15 protein-coding genes are annotated in these 16,808 nt (G+C 65.0%); 9 read left to right on the top strand and 6 right to left on the bottom strand.

Translation table 11 applies throughout. The features are described from left to right. Positions 1-259: 259 nt before the first annotated feature. Complete coding sequence (locus tag AC3WUT_RS29330; RefSeq protein ID WP_492350605.1) at positions 260-1,210, top strand: SphA family protein; 951 nt, start codon at positions 260-262, stop codon at positions 1,208-1,210. Here the strand turns inward: AC3WUT_RS29330 and AC3WUT_RS29335 are convergent, their stop codons facing one another. After that, on the bottom strand, positions 1,211-2,332 hold the full coding sequence (locus AC3WUT_RS29335; protein WP_492350606.1) for a helix-turn-helix transcriptional regulator: 1,122 nt from the start codon (positions 2,330-2,332) through the stop codon (positions 1,211-1,213). It abuts the gene before it with no gap. Positions 2,333-2,635: 303 nt separating this feature from the next. Between AC3WUT_RS29335 and AC3WUT_RS29340 the strand changes: the two genes are divergently transcribed. From AC3WUT_RS29340 to AC3WUT_RS29355, 4 genes are all read left to right on the top strand, one after another. Then, a complete protein-coding gene (locus AC3WUT_RS29340; RefSeq protein ID WP_492350607.1) occupies positions 2,636-4,384 on the top strand; it encodes an amidohydrolase in 1,749 nt (582 codons plus the stop codon). A 188-nt stretch (positions 4,385-4,572) separates the two neighbouring features. Continuing rightward, a complete protein-coding gene (locus AC3WUT_RS29345) occupies positions 4,573-6,057 on the top strand; it encodes an amidase (RefSeq protein ID WP_492350608.1) in 1,485 nt (494 codons plus the stop codon). Between the two features lie 97 nt (positions 6,058-6,154). Further along, entirely contained in the window at positions 6,155-7,141 is a 987-nt protein-coding gene (locus tag AC3WUT_RS29350) for a Bug family tripartite tricarboxylate transporter substrate binding protein (RefSeq protein WP_492350609.1), read from the top strand. A 137-nt stretch (positions 7,142-7,278) separates the two neighbouring features. Continuing rightward, entirely contained in the window at positions 7,279-8,304 is a 1,026-nt protein-coding gene (locus AC3WUT_RS29355) for a helix-turn-helix domain-containing protein (protein WP_492350610.1), read from the top strand. 101 nt (positions 8,305-8,405) lie between these two features. Here AC3WUT_RS29355 and AC3WUT_RS29360 read toward each other — a convergent pair whose 3' ends face one another. The 4 genes from AC3WUT_RS29360 to AC3WUT_RS29375 all read right to left on the bottom strand — a co-directional run bounded on the left by AC3WUT_RS29360 (position 8,406) and on the right by AC3WUT_RS29375 (position 11,183). After that, complete coding sequence (locus tag AC3WUT_RS29360) at positions 8,406-9,299, bottom strand: DMT family transporter (protein WP_492350611.1); 894 nt, start codon at positions 9,297-9,299, stop codon at positions 8,406-8,408. A gap of 14 nt (positions 9,300-9,313) precedes the next feature. Beyond that, positions 9,314-9,835: an SRPBCC family protein gene (locus AC3WUT_RS29365; protein ID WP_492350612.1), complete on the bottom strand. Its 522-nt coding sequence runs from the start codon at positions 9,833-9,835 to the stop codon at positions 9,314-9,316. A gap of 62 nt (positions 9,836-9,897) precedes the next feature. Then, positions 9,898-10,455, bottom strand: a complete 558-nt coding sequence (locus tag AC3WUT_RS29370; RefSeq protein ID WP_492350613.1) for an NADPH-dependent FMN reductase — start codon at positions 10,453-10,455, stop codon at positions 9,898-9,900. Continuing rightward, positions 10,452-11,183, bottom strand: coding sequence for a TetR/AcrR family transcriptional regulator (locus AC3WUT_RS29375; protein WP_492350614.1), 732 nt, complete (start codon positions 11,181-11,183; stop codon positions 10,452-10,454). The genes AC3WUT_RS29370 and AC3WUT_RS29375 overlap by 4 nt, the downstream gene beginning before the upstream one ends. 95 nt (positions 11,184-11,278) lie before the next feature. Between AC3WUT_RS29375 and AC3WUT_RS29380 the strand changes: the two genes are divergently transcribed. Further along, positions 11,279-12,205 carry a LysR family transcriptional regulator gene (locus AC3WUT_RS29380; protein ID WP_492350615.1) on the top strand — a complete coding sequence of 309 codons (927 nt, stop codon included), beginning with the start codon at positions 11,279-11,281 and terminating at the stop codon, positions 12,203-12,205. A gap of 46 nt (positions 12,206-12,251) precedes the next feature. Here AC3WUT_RS29380 and AC3WUT_RS29385 read toward each other — a convergent pair whose 3' ends face one another. Further along, the gene (locus AC3WUT_RS29385; RefSeq protein ID WP_492350616.1) at positions 12,252-13,199 is read right to left on the bottom strand and encodes a LysR family transcriptional regulator; all 948 of its coding nucleotides are present in this window, start codon (positions 13,197-13,199) and stop codon (positions 12,252-12,254) included. A gap of 123 nt (positions 13,200-13,322) precedes the next feature. Here AC3WUT_RS29385 and AC3WUT_RS29390 point away from each other — a divergent pair, with 123 nt between their 5' ends. The 3 genes from AC3WUT_RS29390 (at position 13,323) to AC3WUT_RS29400 (ending at position 16,789) form a co-directional block, all read left to right on the top strand. Next, entirely contained in the window at positions 13,323-14,828 is a 1,506-nt protein-coding gene (locus AC3WUT_RS29390; RefSeq protein ID WP_492350617.1) for a CoA-acylating methylmalonate-semialdehyde dehydrogenase, read from the top strand. A 31-nt stretch (positions 14,829-14,859) separates the two neighbouring features. Further along, positions 14,860-15,720, top strand: a complete 861-nt coding sequence (locus tag AC3WUT_RS29395; RefSeq protein ID WP_492350618.1) for a fumarylacetoacetate hydrolase family protein — start codon at positions 14,860-14,862, stop codon at positions 15,718-15,720. A gap of 115 nt (positions 15,721-15,835) precedes the next feature. After that, positions 15,836-16,789 (top strand): VOC family protein, encoded by a 954-nt coding sequence (locus tag AC3WUT_RS29400; protein WP_492350619.1) that lies wholly within the window; start codon positions 15,836-15,838, stop codon positions 16,787-16,789. Positions 16,790-16,808: the final 19 nt, after the last annotated feature.

A 16,808-nucleotide genomic window follows, 5' to 3' on the forward strand; every position in this document is an offset into this window, starting at 1 on the left:
CACCTGGGGCTGACGGCGGGGGTGGTGAATGCGCAGGGGCAGCTGGTGCTGCTGTCCAAGCAGGGGCTGGTGAAAGAGGTGGCCAAGCCCTGAGCCCGGTGCACTGCGAGTGCGGCGCCCGCGTGGCGCCCGTGCCCGTTTCCTGTTCCTGAGCGCATTGGCTTCAGTGGCCAGGGGCTCTGTGGCCCATATGGGACATGCGCCGCAAGCGCCGATTTTTTACGCTGGGGGCTCACCCAATCAACCGTGAGTCACCCACATGATGAAGCTTCAGACCTCTCAACTGCCTGCCTGTGCCAACCGCTGCCTGATGGGCTTTGCTCTGGCCACGCTGGGCCTGCAGGCGGCCCACGCCGTTGAAAACGGCTCACCGATCACGCCCCCGGGCGTGTTCGATTTCGGGGCCGGCCTGCTGCCCCCGCCGACCGAGTTCGGCACCGTGGGCGTGCGCGCCGCGGCCACACGGGCCAGCGATCTGCGCGACAACGCAGGCCAGCGCGCCGCGGCCACACCCGACCTGAAGGTGAACAGCTATTCGATGGCCTACATCCGCATGACCGAGCACAGGGTGGGTGGAGCGCGCTATGGCTGGGGTGGCGTGTTGCCGGTGTTGGACATGTCGATGAACCTCAGTGTGCCCACCCCGGCCGGCCCGGTGGGCCTGTCGGGCAAGAACCAGGCGGTGGGCGATGTGCAGCTGATTCCGGTGATTTTGCAGTGGGTGCACAACCCCGGCCTGTTCAGCAACTTCCAGCTGGCCGCCCAGTTGCCCACCGGCTCCTACGACAAGAACCGCCTGATCAATGCGGGCACCAACCACGCCACCTTGTCACCCTCGTGGGCCTTCACCTGGATCCAGCCCGGGGGCTTCGAGGTGTCGTCGTGGTTTCAGCTCAACTTCAACCAGCGCAACAAGGACACCAACTACCGCTCGGGCACCGAGTACGAGCACGACTTTGCCGTGGGCCAGCACTTTGGCCCCTGGACAGCGGGCCTGGGGGGTTATCTGTACCAGCAGATCAGTGACGATGTGGCACCAGGCCTGAGCAACGGCAACCGCTCGCGAGCGCTGGCCCTGGGCCCGGCGCTGACCTACTTCCAGCCCGGTTCGGGCCTGCCTCTGGTGTCGATGCACCTTTACCGCGAAACCCAGGTGCGCAACCGCACCCAGGGCACCAGCGCCGCCATCCGCCTGGGCTGGAGCTTCTGATCAGCCCAGCACCTGGGCCGCGGCCGAGCTGAGCGCCACGCGCACCAGGTCGGCCTGGCGTGAGGTGCCTGTCTTGGCCAGCGCCATCTTCAGCTGGTTGCGTGCCGTGCCCAGGGCGATGCCGCGCTGGGTTGCGTGCAGCTCCACGGTATCGCCCTGTGCCAGGGCGGCCACCAGTCGGGCCTCGGCCAGGGTCAGCCCCAGCAGCTTGGCCCAGATGTCGGGCGGTACATCCACCAGGTCTTGCGCGCTGGTGATGGCCAGCATCACCGAGCCCGCGCCCTGGGGGGTGCCCTGTGCCTCGACCGAGCTGGCACGCAGGGCGATGTGCAGTGTGCTGTGCCCGTGGTCGATCACGGTGTAGTGCACCGAGCGGCCTTCGTCGCCTGCGGCGGCGGCGATGCCCTCATGCAGGCGGGCCGACAGGCCGGGGCCGGTGGCCCGCAGCAGGCCGCCACGGTTTGACAGGCCACGCTCGGCGCTGGTCAGCAACAGGGCGCTGTGGTTCATCCATTGCACCCTGCCTTGCTCATCGCAGGCGATCAAGGCACAGCGCAGCATGTCGGCGTGCTGCTGCTGGCGATGCATCTCGGTGCGAGCCGACAGCAGCTGCTGCCCCAGCTCGCAGGCCTGGCTCAGGTGAGGGGCCAAGGCGGCCAGCCGGTGTTCGCTGTGCCGGTCAAAGGTCTCGGGGTCGCCCCAGGGGCGGTGCAGGGCGATGCCGAGCAGACGGCCATCAGGCAGGGCCTGCAAGGCCCCCATGAACTCACCCAGGCCGATGCGGGCCAGATCGGCCTGCAAGGTGGCCCACCCGGGGTCGTGCCGGTCAAACAGTTCGTCGTCGCGCACCACCCGGTTCAGCCCGCGGTTGATGCGGTGCGTCTGCAGGCGCGGGTTGTGGTCACCGGTGACCTGGGGGCAGTCGACGGGGCTGTTGCGCTGGGTGCGCGAGTCGCTGACCTGCCAGCCCAGCCGCACGCCCTCGGTGCCCAGTTCGAAGGTTTGCACCACAGCCGAGCAGGCACCGGTCTCTGTGCACAACTGGTCGAGAGCCAGCGACCACTGAGCTGGTTGGGCCGCACAGGCGTAGAGCTGAAGCAGGAGTTCGTCTTTGTTGTTCATGGCCTTCGGGGCTTCAAAGTGGTGCGGGGCGTTGCTGGGTGGCGCGTGATCCCGTTCGGGGGGACTCCGCATTTCTCACAAGCACCGACTGTGCCGACCCGGCTCGCCATCGGCCATAGAGAGATTCACCAATGCTGCGGCCCCGGCGCGGTGCGGGGTGGATGAGACCGGGGCTGCTTTGCCGGGCGGCTTGTACCAATTGGTACATGACCGGGGCCGATGGGGCCGGTAGCCTGGGCTCTGTCAGTTCGTGGGCCAGGTTGCTGGCTTGCGGGCGGCATCAACCTTTTGCACGACACAGCCATGAACCGATCCCACATCAACTCCTTCCGCCGCCGCTGGCCTGCCTTGTGCGCCTGGCTGGCCGGTGCCACCACGCTGCTGGCCCATGCCGCGACCCCTACGCCACCGGCCGATCTGGTGGTGCGCCACGCGGCGGTCTACACCGTTGACGCCCGCATGCCCTGGACCGATGCCTTCGCGGTGCGCGATGGCCGCTATGTGGCCCTGGGCGAGCACGAGGTGCGCCGCCACATCGGGCCGCAGACCCGCGTGCTGGACCTGGCCGGTGCCATGGTGATGCCGGGCATCAACGACGTGCACATCCACCCTCTGGACGGTGGCTGGGAAGATCGCTTTGGCTGCAACTTCTCGCCCGCGGCCACGCTGGAGCAGGTGCTGGCTCGGGTGCGTGACTGCGCCGGCAAGGCCGGGCCCGGCGACTGGATCGTGGGTGCCGCCTTCAACGGCGGCCTGCTGGCCCAGATGTCCAGCACCCAGGCGTTGGCTCTGCTGGACCAGGCCAGCGGTGATCACCCGGTCATCCTGCGTGACGACAGCTTTCACAACCGCTGGGTGAACAGCGAGGTGCTGCGCCGTGCCCAGCTGGACGCCAGCAGTACGCCGCCGCCTGGTGGCTTTTTTGTGAAAGATGCGGGTGATGGCCGCTTGACGGGGCTGATGAAGGAGTTTCCGGCCTTCCACGCCATCGAGCAACTGATCCCACCGCGCACGCCCGAACGCCAGATGGAGGCCGCACGGGGCGCAGTGCACACGCTCAACACCCTGGGCATCACCGGCATCCAGGACGCCTTTGCCTACGAGAGCAGCCTGCGCCTGTGGGGGCAGCTCGACGCCCAGCGGGGGCTGAGCCTGCACTACGTGGGTTCGCTGCCGTTTCTGCCATCGCCCCAGGCCGGTGACCGCAGTGGCCTGGCGCTGGTGCAGGCCCGTGAATCCTTGCGCAGCCCGCACGTGGCCCCCGATTTCGCCAAACTGTTTCTCGACGGCGTGCCCCCGGCACGCACCTCGAACATGATCGAGCCCTACCTGCCCGATGCCGAGCATGGTGCTCACTACCACGGCCCCAGCACCTACACCACCGAGCAACTGGTGGACATGCTGGCCGAGCTGGATCGGCAGGGTGTGCCGGTCAAGATGCACGCGGTGGGCGATGGCGCGGTGCGCCAGGCGCTGAACGCCGTGGCCGAGGTGCGCCGGCGCAACGGCCCAAAGGGGCCGCGGCACCAGGTGGCCCATGCCTCGCTGGTGGCCGATGCCGACGTGGCACGCTTCAAGGCGCTGAACGTGGTGGTCGATGTGTCGCCGATGCTGTGGTTTCCCACCGGGCTCAACCTGGCCTCGGCAGCGGCCATCGGCCCTGAGCGTGCAGACCGCATCAACCCAATCCGCAAGCTCGTGCGTGCCGGGGCTTTGGTGGCGGGCGGTTCGGACTGGCCCGCCGGCCAGCCCACGCCCAACCCCTGGATCGGCATCGAAGGCATGGTGACCCGGCGCAATCCGCTGGGTGAGCTGCCAGGCCAACTGGGTGCCGACCAGGCCGTCGATTTGCCCACTGCACTTCGTGTCTACACCCTCAACAGCGCGCAGGCCATGGGCCTCGGCGCGGTAACCGGTTCAATCGCAGCGGGCAAGTCGGCCGACTTCATTGTGCTCGACCGCCACCTTTTCAAGGTGCCGATCACGCAGGTGCACCAGACCCAGGTGAAGCAGGTGTTCTTCGAGGGGCGCGAGCTGTCGCTGCAGCCCTGAGAGGGGGAGGGCACTGGAGGTCGGGGGCTTGCCCATCCGGTGCAACCCTGATTCGTTTTTGCGCAAATTGGATAACGGTCTCGGGCGGGTGTCCCTAGCATGGGGTGATCTTGCTGCCGGCTGGCGGGCCTGTCCAGGGCCGGTCGCGGCTGGCAGCGCTGGCCTCTTTGCTGAACGGACCCCTCCCGATGACCCGCCCCCTGGAATCCGCTGCGCCCGCGAGCGTGGCTTTACCCGACATCCTGGCCACCGACGCCCTCACGCTGTCGCGCCGCATCCGTTCGCGTGAGGTGTCGTGCCACGAGCTGATGCAGACCACCCTGGCGCATCTGGATGCACTGAACCCTCGCTTCAATGCGGTGGTCTCTCGCATCGAGCCTGAGCTGGCCTTGCGCCAGGCGCGCGACAAGGATCACCTGCTTGATCAGGGGCAATGGCAGGGTTGGATGCACGGCTTTCCGCAGGCCCCCAAAGATTTGACCGCCACCGCCGGGCTGCCCACCACTTTCGGCAGCCCGGCCCTCGCGGGCAACATGACCACGCACGACAGCGTGGTGGTGGAGCGCCTGCGGCGCGACGGCGCCATTCTGATCGGCAAGACCAACACGCCCGAGTTCGGGCTGGGGTCGCACACCTACAACCCGCTGCATGGCGTGACCGGCAATGCCTACGACCCCACGCGCAGCGCCGGCGGCAGCAGCGGTGGCACGGCGGTGGCGCTGGCCTTGCACCTGCTGCCCGTGGCCGACGGCAGCGACATGATGGGTTCGCTGCGCAATCCCGCGGCCTGGAACAACGTCTATGGCCTGCGCCCCGGCTTTGGCCGGGTGCCCATGGCGCCTGCAGCCGATGTGTTTTACCAACAGCTGGGCACCGAAGGGCCGATGGCCCGCAACCCGCAAGACCTGGCCTGGCTGTTGTCCACCCTGGCTGGGCCCGACAAGCGAGCGCCTCTGTCGCTGGCGGACGATCCGCTGCAGTTCCGGCAAGCGCTGCAGGCCGATCTGCGCGGGCGCCGTATCGGCTGGTTGGGGAATTTCGGGGGCTACCTGCCCATTGAGCCCGCGTTGCTGGCGGCCAACCGGGCCGCGTTGGCGCACTTCGACACGCTGGGCTGCCCGGTGGAGGAGGTGGCGCCGTTCTTCCCGATGGAGCGCCTGTGGCGCAGCTGGTGCGTGTTGCGGCAGCTGATCCTGGCGGGCCACCTGGGCGGTCTGTATGGCAACCCCACCACGCGTGATCTGCTCAAGCCCGAGGCGCGCTGGGAGTTTGAGCAATCCCAGGGCCTGGATGTCGCCACCATCGCCCAGGCCATGGCCACGCGCACCGAGTGGTACGCCGCCGTGATGACGCTGTTCGAGCGCTACGACCATCTTGTACTGCCCGCTGCCCAGTTGCCCCCATTCGAAGCCCAGTGGCATTGGCCCGACCGGGTGGCCGGGCGTGCCATGGACACCTACCACCGCTGGATGGAGGTGGTGATCGGCCCCTCTCTGGCGGGCGTGCCCACCGCGGGTGTGCCGGCCGGCTTTGGCGCGGACGGCCTGCCGCAAGGCCTGCAGATCATGGCCCGGCCCCAGGCCGAGCTGGCCTTGCTCCAGCTGTGCGAGGGCTGGTACCAAGCCACGCCCTGGCGGCATCAGTCGCCGCCTGCCTTGCGCACCGCGCGCTGATCGGCCTTGATCGCCCGTGATTTCCCGTGCTCCCCGCGCCCAGTTTGATGGCCTTCCCCACCCACTTCACGACGCTCATCTGAAAGGACCCCTCCCCATGAACCCCGCCTCTGTATTCTTGCCCCGCCGTCAATGGCTGCTGGGCTGTGCTGCCACCCTGGCCAGTGGCGCCACCTGGGCCGACGGCCGGGTGGTCAGCCTGATCGTTCCCTACCCGGCCGGCGGCGGCTCCGACATCGTGGCCCGTCAGTTGCAACCCGAGCTGGGCAGACGCCTGGGTGAGACGGTGATCGTCGAGAACCTGGCCGGCGCCGCGGGTGCCATCGGCACCCAGCGCGTGGTCAGTGCGGCAGGTGATGGCCACACCTTGCTGGCGGGCTCGCCGATGGAAATCATGCTCACCCCGCTGGGCATGGCGGCTGCCCGCTACAAGCCCGAAGACCTGCAGCCGGTGGGCCAGTTTGCGGTCACCAACATGGTGCTGCTGGTGCGCAGCAACCTGGGTGTGAACAACGTGGACGAGCTGCTGCAGATGGCCCGCAAGCCGGGCGCCAAAGAGCTGAGCTACGGCAGCATCGGGCCTGGATCGCTGTACCACCTGTTGGGTGAACGCTTCACGCAGTTGGCCCGCCTCAAAACACTGCATGTGCCCTATAAGGGCATGGCGCCCTTGGTGCAGGATTTGATCTCGGGCCAATTCGACATTGCCTTTGTGCCACTGGCGGGCAACATCCCCGATGTGATTGAGTCGGGCCGTGTCAAGGCACTGGCCCTGGCAGCTGCCCAGCGGCACACCAAGCTGGCCAGCGTGCCGCTGATGAAAGACGTGAAAGGCTTTGAAGACTTTGTCTATGGCCTGTGGAGCGGCGTACAGGTGCCGCGCAGCACGCCCGAGCCCCTGCAGCAGAAGCTGCACCAGATCTGCAACGAGATCCTGGCCGTGCCTGAGGTGCGCCGCACCATCGAGGCCGGTGGCAGCAGCGTGGCCCCGCCGATGGAGCTGGCAGCGCTGCGTGCCAGCTATGCCGCCGACATCGAAAAATACCGGGCCATCGCCAAGGCCATCAACTTGCAGCCGCAGTAGGGGCATGGCCTGTGTGCGGGCCCCGATCTTGCATGTGTCCAGTCTTGACACGTTCTTAATCGGGTGAGGTGCACCTTTGCACCTGATCGGTGTTGCAACCGATGGCGTCCCGGCCCCGAAGTTCTGATACTGCATCGATGGTCACCCGCAACTTGCCCCAGGCCCACGTGCCGCCCGAGCTCTGTTACCAGCGCGCTCACACCCACGATGCGCAAGCTCAGGCGGCCAGCCTGAGCTCGTGGCAGCAGCATTACGAGCAACTCAGCGCGGGCCCCTTCGAAGGCTTGCTGGAGGATTTGCGCTTTGACCAGTTGCAGGTGTTTCGCGAAACCATCAACCAATCGGTGCTGCAAGACGGTAGCGCGCGCAGCGGTCATGTCACGGTGGGCTTGGCCGCCTTCGATGGGGGCCGCGCCAGTTTTTGTGGGCACCAGATCGATCCCGACACCCCCGTTGGCATCCAGTCGGATGTGCCCTTTCAGCTGGTCACCGCGCCGCGCATGGCGCTGGTTGGCATCAGCATTCCCTTGTCTGCATTGCAGACCCTGGCAGCCAGGGTAGATGGCCCTGACCACGTGGCTGCGGCCTGGCAGGGGCCACGCACCTGTGTGCTGCGTGCACTGGGCCCGCGTCGGCAAGAGCTGCAGCGGCTCACGGCCTCGGCCCTTGCCCTGGGCCAACAGGCCTCGGCCCTGCTGTCCCAGGCAGAGGCCCGTCGCACACTGGGCCTGGCCCTGGCCGATGCGGTGCTGCAGTGTTTTCGCCCCGAGCATGTGGTGACCGATCTGCCCACCTGTGCCAGTTCGCGCCAGCGCATCGTGCGCCTGGCCCGCGAGTACATGCAGGCCCATGCCGAGTCGGTGATCACCGTGCCCGATCTGTGCGAGGCCGCCCACACGTCGCGGCGGGCGCTGCAATATGCTTTTGAAGACCTGCTGCAGGTCAGCCCCATCACCTACCTGCGGTGCATGCGGCTCAATCGAGTCCGGCGTGACCTGTTGCGCCAGGCGGCTCGGTGCCAAGGGGCTGGCGAAGGCATGGGCGTGGGTGACGCGGCGGCCCGCTGGGGCTTTTGGCACCTGTCGCGCTTTGCCGCCGAGTACCGGCAGCTTTTTGGCGAGCTGCCTTCGGCCACGTTGGGGCAGGGCCACACCAAAAGTTGAGGGGCTTGATGTCTGTGCATCCGACGCATGAATCGTTGGGCGCAATTTTGGGTGCAGCTGTTCGCCGGATCGGGGCCGAGAATGTTGGCGTCCCAATCCAGTCATCGCTGCGGGCTTGACTCTGCCGCCTGAGGCTGGCGCTGGCTCAGCGTGATTCCGATCACGGCCAGCACCGCACCCAGCAACTGCAAGCCGCTGGGGTAGCGGTGGTTCAAGGCGCCGTCCACCAGTGCCGCCACCACGGGGAGCAGCAGCATGAAGGGCGTGGTGTGCTGGGGCCCGATCCAGCTCAAGGCCTGAAACCAGAGTGCAAACGGCAAGGCCGTCAGCAACAAGCCAACACCCAGCAGCGCCAGCAGTTGCTGCCCCTCCAGTCGATTGGGCCATTGCCCCGAGATGACGCACAAGCCCAACAGCAGCGCGCCCGCAAACAGCAATTCTTGCGAGGTGGTGCGGATCCCTTCCTGCAAGGAGCGGGTGTTGGCGGCTCGAACCACGCCGGCGCTGCTCAGGCACAGGCTGCTGATCAGGGCCGCGCACACGCCGAGCGCGTTCACCTGTTGTGCCTGAAACATCACCATCAAGGCGAGGCCGGCAGCACCGAGAAAAGCGCTGGCGGCCAACCAGGGGCGAGGGCGGATGCCGGCGATACACCACAGGAGGGCAATCGTCCATCGAGGACCCAGCGTCTGCAGCGCCGCAGCCAGGCCACCCGGCAGCGTGAACAAGGATGTGAAATGGAAGGCAAAGAAGCCGGCGATCAAGCTGCCAGTCAAGACTTGATGCAGGCCAAAACGCGCGCTCTGGACATCGCCCGGGCGCGTGCGTGCCAGGAGCAGCAAGGCCACGCCAGCCAGGAGCGCCCGCACGCCGCCATCGAACAAGGGCAGGGCAGGCAGATAGGCGGACGAGACCGAATACGTGAAGCCCCAGAGGCAGGCGGCCAGCGCAGCAAACACCTGAGCCAGAAGCCGCTGCCTTGAACGGAGGTGCATGCAGGCGAATGGGATCAGTGCGGCTTGGCCGCCATGGCAGCAAGCAAGCGGGTGAAATTGTCGGCCGTCTGCTGGCGCAGGGCGTGACCGGCGATGCCTGCCAGGTTGGCATTGAGCAACTGCACTTTGAGGCGATAGCGGATGTTCAGGCCCTTGGGGGCATCGATCAACTCGGTCTCGCTGTCACTGCTGCGCACGTCGGGTGACTCGCTATGCGACAAGATGCGTCGTTCTGGCTCGAGCGTCACCTGCTTGTGCGTGTCGAATGCCTTGCTCAGCATGCCGAAACTGGCCTTTCCCCTTTGGTGGACCTGCAACACCAGGCCGTCACGCGACACCACCTCGCTGAGCGACAAGCTGGGCAGGATCTCGCTCATGTGCTCAAAGTCTGTCAGTACCTTCCAGGCCTTTTCGTGCGCGGCGAGGGTGTGCACCTCCAGGCTGATTTCAATAAGTTCATCACGCACCTGGATGGCGATCGCCTCGGGCGGCAGTGGGGGCGGCGCCTCGGCCTTGCACGGGCCGATGATGAGCATGAGCAGTCCGAGTGCGCCCGACAGGTGGCCAGGCAGTCGGGCGGTCAACCTTGCCACGGCGTTCAAACCTTCGGAGACACGCGCGCCGCCAGTGCCTGCAAGGCTTTGAGCAGATCGGAGATGAAGCCTGCCGTGACAGCATCGGTCAGTTCGCCGTCTGCATTGAACTTGTTGCCGCAGTGACCAATCAGCACTTCGGGTTTGTTGACCGTGAAGCTGTTCAGGAACACCAGCACCTGGCGCAGGTGGTATTGCATCCGGCCCGTGCCCACGGGGCCCGGTGCTGCGCCCATGATGGCCACCGGCTTTCCGTCAAAGGGTTGCATGGGGGGGCGTGAGACCCAGTCGAGGGCGTTCTTCAACACACCGGGGATCGAAAAGTTGTACTCGGGGCTGGCAATCAGCACCGCGTCGGCGGCCTGGATCTGTTGCTTGAGGTGGGTCACAGCGGCGGGCTCACCCTGCTCGCGCAGGTCGTCGTTGTACATGGGGATCTGAGACAGGTCGGCAAACTCGAAGACCATGTCGGCCGGGGCCAGCGCCTGGGCTGCCCGCAAGGCCAGGGTGTTGACGGATGCCTTGCGAAGGCTGCCCGAGATGGCCAAAACTTTGAAGCTCATGTGGATTCCTGTGAGGGTTGGACAAGTGAGGTGGAGGCGGGCTGACAGCCCTGGATGAACAGCGAAACCGCTTGATCCAGATGCTGGGTGAGCTGCCTGGTGCTGAGTGGGCGGCCCAGGGTCGCCAACAAAACCGGGCTGGAGACCAGCAGATCGTGAAAGTGCCGGGCGGCCGTGTTCAGCCCCGCGTCATTCAGTGACAGGCGGGGGCCTAGAAAGCGCGCGATGGCGGCTTGGGTGGTTTTCGGGCCGGCATCGAACCAGCTTTGGGCCAGGCGAGGAAAGCGGCCCGATTCGGCCAGCACCAGGCGCTGGAAGGCAATGTGTCTGGGCTGCACCAGTTGCCGCAGCAGGGCCCGACCCAGCTTGTGCAGGCCGTCCGCCAAATTTGCCTGGGCCAGATCGAGGGCATTGAACTCGCGCAGGAACTCTTTGCAAAGGGCTTCGATGGCGGCCACGAACAACCCTTCCTTGTCGCCGAACTGCCGGTACACATTGGTCTTTGAGCCACCACACTGCTTGACGATTTCATCAACGCTCACGCCCGCGTACCCATGTTCCAGAAACAGCGTCGTTGCCGTGCTCAGCAATTGTTCCCCCCGTTGTACCCCCCGGTAGGTGGTCCTGCGGACGGCTGTAGTTTTGACGGTTGCGGGGCTGGGGGCTGATTCGGCGTTCATGGCAATGCGAGGGGGGATTTGCATATTTTTGTGTCGATACGATACCATGTCGTATCAAAACAGAAAAGGCAGAGACCTAAAAATGAGTGCTGGACACACGATGTCGTCCAGCACTCAGAAGGGCTTGCTGCAGGAGACCCGGTGTGGATCAGTTGTTGTCAATGAAGATGTTTTGCCGCATTGCCGAGCTGGGCTCGTTCAAGGCGGCGGCGCTGGACCTCGGCTTGTCGGTGGTCAAGGCCAGCCGCCTGATCGGTGATTTGGAGTCACAACTCAATCAGCGCCTGCTTCAGCGCACCACGCGCGCGGTCAGCCTGACGGCCTTGGGTGGCCAGTATTACGAGCGCTGCAAACCTGCGCTGGACCAGTTGGATGAAGCCGCGGAGCTGATCACGTCGCAAGAAGGGCCGGTGCAAGGTCGGGTCAAGGTGGTGCTGGGCTTTGCCGAGGCCGTGCCCTTGCTGAGTCAGCGCCTGTTTGAATTGCAGCAGCTGCATCCTGCGCTGGAGATCGAGTTGCGATTTGAGGAGCGCGTGATCAACCTGGGCGCCGAGGGCATCGATTTGGCGGTGCTCCCAGAGCCCTTCATCCAGTCAGAGAATGTCGTGGCCCGTTACCTGATGCGATCGCAGATGGTGTTGTGCGCGGCCCCGAACTACCTGGCCCGCGCAGACCGCCTGGGTGGGCCGCAAGATCTGGCGTCCCACGCCTGCATCGGTTTCAACCATGGGCCCATGACCCGACGCTGGGCCTTGTTTCACCACGGCAAACGGGTTGAGGTGCCGGTGCGATGTGTTTTTGCGTCCAATCACCTGCAATTGATCACCGATGCCTGCCGCCGTGGTCAGGGGGTGGCGCTGCTGCTGGAGACCCAGGTGCGTGAGGCCCTGGACAGTGGCCAGCTGATACAGGTGTTGCCAGAGTGGACCGGGCACGAGATCGAGTACTTTGTGGTCTACCAAAGCCGCAAGCTGATGCCGCGTGCCGTCCGCCTCGTGCTCGATGAGGTCTTGGCCTTGTACCCGGCAGCCCCGCATGCATCGCCATCGCTGAACCTCGAGACCGTATAAGTTCATCGGTGCCTGCAGCGCAGGGTCGGCCGTCGTTGGCCGCTGCTCAGCGGCGAGGACGTGGATGCCCCGTGAGGTCCGCAGGCGAGGACTCCCTCATCAACTGGTTGGCGTGCCGTGAGGTGACCTCGCGCAAAAAATCCCACAAGGCCCGGACCCGGGCCAACTCACGGCGCTCTCTGGGCGCGACCATCCAGAAGGTTCGGGTGATGTCGATCTTTCTGGGCAGGATGGGCACCAGTTCGGGGGCCGTGTCGCCGAGAAAGCAAGGCAGCACGGCCATGCCCAAGCCGGATCGCACGGCCTGGAATTGCGCGATCACACTGGTGCTTCTCAAGAACGGGCGCACCTCTGGCAGCCATTTCTGCAGACTGAATTGTTGCTCGGTGAAGATGAGGTCATCGACGTAATCAATCCAGCGCTGGTCTGCCAGATCTTCGATCGACTTGATCGGGGGATGCCGCCGCAAATAATCAGGCGTGGCGTAGGGCAACAGTCGGTAGTCAGTCAATCGACTGGTCACAAAGCTGTCGGCTGTAGGGCGTTCGATCGTGACCGAGGCGTCTGCCTCGCGTTTGGACAGATTGATGTTGCGCGGCATGGGCAGCAGGTCCACCGTGATGCCGGGGTGCTGCGTGCAGAACTGCGCCAGGTGCGGGGCCAGAAAAAAGCTGCCAAAGGCTTCGGTGGCGCCAAGTCGTATCTCGCCCGTCAACACCTGGCTGTCGCCAAAGACATCCGACTGCATGGCACTGAACGTGCCCTCCAACGCTTGGACATGTTCCAGCAGGCGTTGCCCTGCCGTGGTCAGCCGGTGCCCTTGCGGACTCCGGTCAAAGAGCTTGGCCCCCATGTCTTTTTCGAGCCGGTACAGGCGCCTTGAGACCGTGGACTGATCCAGTTCCAAGGCCTGGGAGGCCTCCAATGCGGACTCAGCCCGCGCCACACCAAGAAAAACCCTGAAATCGTCCCAGTTGTATGGCTTGCTGGTCATCGCTCGCTTTCGTTATGCATTGGCGCATAACCAGATTGATTTTGACGCATATCGTAATGCAAAAACATAAATCAGAATCGCCAGCCATTCACTTCTCCATTCATCTGCTCAGCAAGGATCGTCATGACCCAGCACATTGGCCACTTCATCAACGGGACCGTCGAGGCCGGCATCAGCCGTCGGTCTGGCCCGGTGTTCAACCCCTCGACCGGTGAGGAAATTGCCCGCTGTGCTTTTGCCGACAGCGCCACCCTGGACCGGGCCGTCGCCCATGCGCAGGACGCGGGCCGGCGATGGGCACAAGCCTCGCAAAGCGCTCGGCTGGCGGTGATTTTCAAATTGCGTGAACTGGTTCTGGCCCATGCCGATGAGTTCGCCCAGGTGATTGGGCTGGAGCATGGCAAGACCCTGGCCGATGCGGCTGGCGAGGTCAGCCGGGCGATCGAGGCCATCGAGTTCGCCACCAACGCGCCGCAGGTGTCCAAGGGCGAGTTCTCGCGCAATGTGGGCGGGGACATCGACGTGTTCTCTCTGCGGGTGCCGATCGGCGTGGTGGCCTGCATCACGCCGTTCAACTTCCCGATCATGGTGCCGGCCATGATGATGACGATGGCCATCGCGCTGGGCAACGGCGTGGTCTGGAAGCCTTCTGAGAGAGTGCCCAGTGCTTCGCTGGTATTTGCCCGCCTGTGGAAAGAGGCCGGCTTGCCCGATGGGGTGCTGAATATCGCGCAGGGCGACAAAGAGGTGGTCGACGGCCTGCTGGCCCATCCGGGGATTGCCGGGGTCAGCTTTGTCGGCTCGACGGGCGTCGGAGAGTACGTCTATCAAAAAGGCACCTCGCACAACAAACGGGTTGCCGCCTTCACCGGTGGCAAGAACCACATGGTGGTGATGCCTGATGCCGATCTGGAGGCCGCGGCCAGTGCCTTTGTCTCAGCGGGGTTTGGTTCGGCCAGCCAGCGCTGCATGGCCGTGTCTCTGCTCTTGCCCGTGGGCGAGGAAACGGCCCAGCGCTTGCGCGAACGGGTGGTGGCACGGATCAAGGCGCTCAAAGTGGGGCCCTACAACGATCCGAGGGCCGACTTTGGTGCGGTGGTCTCAGCGGAGTCCCGATCAGCGGTCGAGCGTGCCGTGGCGGAATGTGTTGCTGCGGGCGGTGAGTTGGTGCTGGATGGGCGCGGCATTCAGATCCCAGGCCATGAAGGCGGCTTTTATGTGGGCCCCACCCTGATCGATGGTGTCACCACCGACATGCGCTTTTACCAGGAGGAGGTGTTCGGCCCGGCGCGCGGCATCATGCGCACGGCCACCCTGGACGAAGCCATCGCCATCACCAATGCCCACGAGTATGGCAATGGCTCGGTCATCTTCACCCGCGACGGCAAGTCGGCGCACCGTTTCATGACCGAAGTCGAGTCCGGAATGATCGGGGTCAACGTGCCCGTGCCCCTGCCGACGGCGTACTTCAATTTCGGTGGCCTGCGGCGCTCCAAGTTTGGTGAATCGCACATGTATGGCCCCGATGCCGCGCGCTTCTACACCAAGATCAAGACCGTCTCCCAACGTTGGCCGGAACCCGCGCCGCGCCCGGCGGCGGTTTCGCTGGCCTTCGACGCCAGCGCCTGATTCCCCCCACCCATCACTCCCGGAGACTTCCATGAAACTGATCGCTTATCGCCCCCTGTCTGCTGCCCTCGATGCACCCGCCTTGATCGGCGTGGTGGCAGGGGATTCGGTCATCCCCTTGACCAGCCTTGAGGCCTTCTACCAAAACACGGCTGAGTGGCGTCGCAAAGCCGCCAGCGCCACGGGCCAGGCGCTGGCCATGAGCGACATTCAAGTGGCCGTGCCCGTGCCACCCACCGCGAAGATCATCTGCGCTGCGATCAACTACGTGGCCCACGGGGCCGAATCCAAGTTGCCCACGCCGAAGTTCCCCAACCTCTTCGCGCGCTGGGCCTCGACCTTGGCGCCGACGGGGACCCCCGTGGTCGTGCCTGCCACCGAGCCCGATGGCCTGGATTGGGAGGTCGAGTTGGCCGCCATTGTGGGCACGACGCTGCATGAGGCCAATGCAGAGCAAGCCGCCAACGGGGTGCTGGGTTACACCTCTTTCAACGACATCAGCGGTCGCGCATCGCAGATCCAGAGCATGACCCTGAGCACCGGGCAGTGGGCGATTGGTAAAAATCTCGACAACAGTGGCGCCGTGGGTTCTGTGATCACCACCAGCGATGCCTACGACCCGCGGGGCAAGCGACTGACCACCAAGGTCAATGGCACGCTCATGCAGGACGGCACGACAGCCGACATGGTCTTCGATGTGCCAACCTTGATCCAGTTCATCACCCAGACCATCACCCTTCAGCCTGGCGACTTGATCGCGACGGGCACGCCTGCAGGCGTTGGCTTTGGACGCAATCCTCGAATCTACGCACCAGCGGGCTCGGTGATCGAAGTCGAAATCGAGGGGCTGGGTGCCGTGATCACCCCCATCGTTGAACGGACCGCCCGCTGAACCCCCACCCCCAGTTGTGCGGCGGTTCTCGGACACAAGAACAAGACGCCCCCACGGGTCAGATCGTTGCCCGCTCGATCGGCATCCGTCCGCACACCCTGACCGGAGACATCAAATGATCAAAGTACGCGACATCAAGTATGTGGTTTTCGGGGTGGCCAAGCCCCTGGCGACCCGGGATTTCATGCAGGAGTTTGGCCTGGTGCCGGTGGACTGGCCCGATGCGGATCAAGCGGTCTACCTGCGAGGCGCGCTGTCCAGCCCCTACATCTATGTTGGAGAGGCGTCTGACACCCCGGCCATGAAGGCCATCGGCATCGAGGTTGAAAGCCTGCAGGATCTGGTCCAGGCATCACTCATTGAAGGCGCCTCTGAGGTCCGCGCGCTTCAGCGCCCCGGCGGCGGGCACTGCGTCGATGTGACGCTGCCCGGCGGCATCCGCCTGGAGCTGGTGCATGGCATCGCCCCTGTCGATGACCTGCCGGTTCGGCCGCCGATGACCTTGAACGAGGGTTTGCGCAAATCGCGCTACAACCAGCCTCAAAGGCCGCTCCGACAGGCCCCTCAGGTGTTGCGCCTGGGGCACGTCGCGCTGTGTGTGCCCGATCCTGTCGTGGCAAAGGATTGGGCGGTTCGCCACCTGGGCATGATCGTGTCAGACGAGATGCTGGTGCCGGGCAGCCAGGATCAATACATCGGCTTCTTCATGCGATGGAATCATGGTGCGCAACCCACGGATCACCACTCCTTGCTGATTGCGGCAGCGGACCGGCCCCTGGTTCACCACATCTCCTTCGAGCTGCAAGACATGGACGCCGTCTTCATGGGGCATGAGTGGTTGAAACAGCAAGGGCACAGCCCGCATTGGGGTGTGGGCCGCCATGTCCTGGGCAGCCAGGTGTTTGACTACTGGTGGGATCCCGATGGCTTTCGTGTGGAGCACTACTCGGACGGCGACCTCTACGATGCCACCGTGCCTGCATCCACCGTTGAAGGCACCCACGAGCAACTCTGGACCTGGGGCCCTCACGTGCCGGATACTTTCTTCAGTCAGACACGTCACGGATAGGCTGTGCCGGCGACCTCGT

The sequence above is a fragment of the Curvibacter sp. EU05-FHT14A10 genome (genome assembly GCF_058791075.1).

Bases quoted from the DNA above. Each gene is read 5' to 3' on its own strand.
- AC3WUT_RS29370 (WP_492350613.1), bottom strand. From the start codon at position 10,455: ATGAGCTTCAAAGTTTTGGCCATCTCGGGCAGCCTTCGCAAGGCATCC.
- AC3WUT_RS29355 (WP_492350610.1), top strand. From the start codon at position 7,279: ATGGTCACCCGCAACTTGCCCCAGGCCCACGTGCCGCCCGAGCTCTGT.
- AC3WUT_RS29330 (WP_492350605.1), top strand. From the start codon at position 260: ATGATGAAGCTTCAGACCTCTCAACTGCCTGCCTGTGCCAACCGCTGC.
- AC3WUT_RS29400 (WP_492350619.1), top strand. From the start codon at position 15,836: ATGATCAAAGTACGCGACATCAAGTATGTGGTTTTCGGGGTGGCCAAG.
- AC3WUT_RS29365 (WP_492350612.1), bottom strand. From the start codon at position 9,835: ATGCTCATCATCGGCCCGTGCAAGGCCGAGGCGCCGCCCCCACTGCCG.
- AC3WUT_RS29360 (WP_492350611.1), bottom strand. From the start codon at position 9,299: ATGCACCTCCGTTCAAGGCAGCGGCTTCTGGCTCAGGTGTTTGCTGCG.
- AC3WUT_RS29335 (WP_492350606.1), bottom strand. From the start codon at position 2,332: ATGAACAACAAAGACGAACTCCTGCTTCAGCTCTACGCCTGTGCGGCC.
- AC3WUT_RS29350 (WP_492350609.1), top strand. From the start codon at position 6,155: ATGAACCCCGCCTCTGTATTCTTGCCCCGCCGTCAATGGCTGCTGGGC.
- AC3WUT_RS29385 (WP_492350616.1), bottom strand. From the start codon at position 13,199: ATGACCAGCAAGCCATACAACTGGGACGATTTCAGGGTTTTTCTTGGT.
- AC3WUT_RS29340 (WP_492350607.1), top strand. From the start codon at position 2,636: ATGAACCGATCCCACATCAACTCCTTCCGCCGCCGCTGGCCTGCCTTG.
- AC3WUT_RS29345 (WP_492350608.1), top strand. From the start codon at position 4,573: ATGACCCGCCCCCTGGAATCCGCTGCGCCCGCGAGCGTGGCTTTACCC.
- AC3WUT_RS29395 (WP_492350618.1), top strand. From the start codon at position 14,860: ATGAAACTGATCGCTTATCGCCCCCTGTCTGCTGCCCTCGATGCACCC.
- AC3WUT_RS29375 (WP_492350614.1), bottom strand. From the start codon at position 11,183: ATGGTATCGTATCGACACAAAAATATGCAAATCCCCCCTCGCATTGCC.
- AC3WUT_RS29390 (WP_492350617.1), top strand. From the start codon at position 13,323: ATGACCCAGCACATTGGCCACTTCATCAACGGGACCGTCGAGGCCGGC.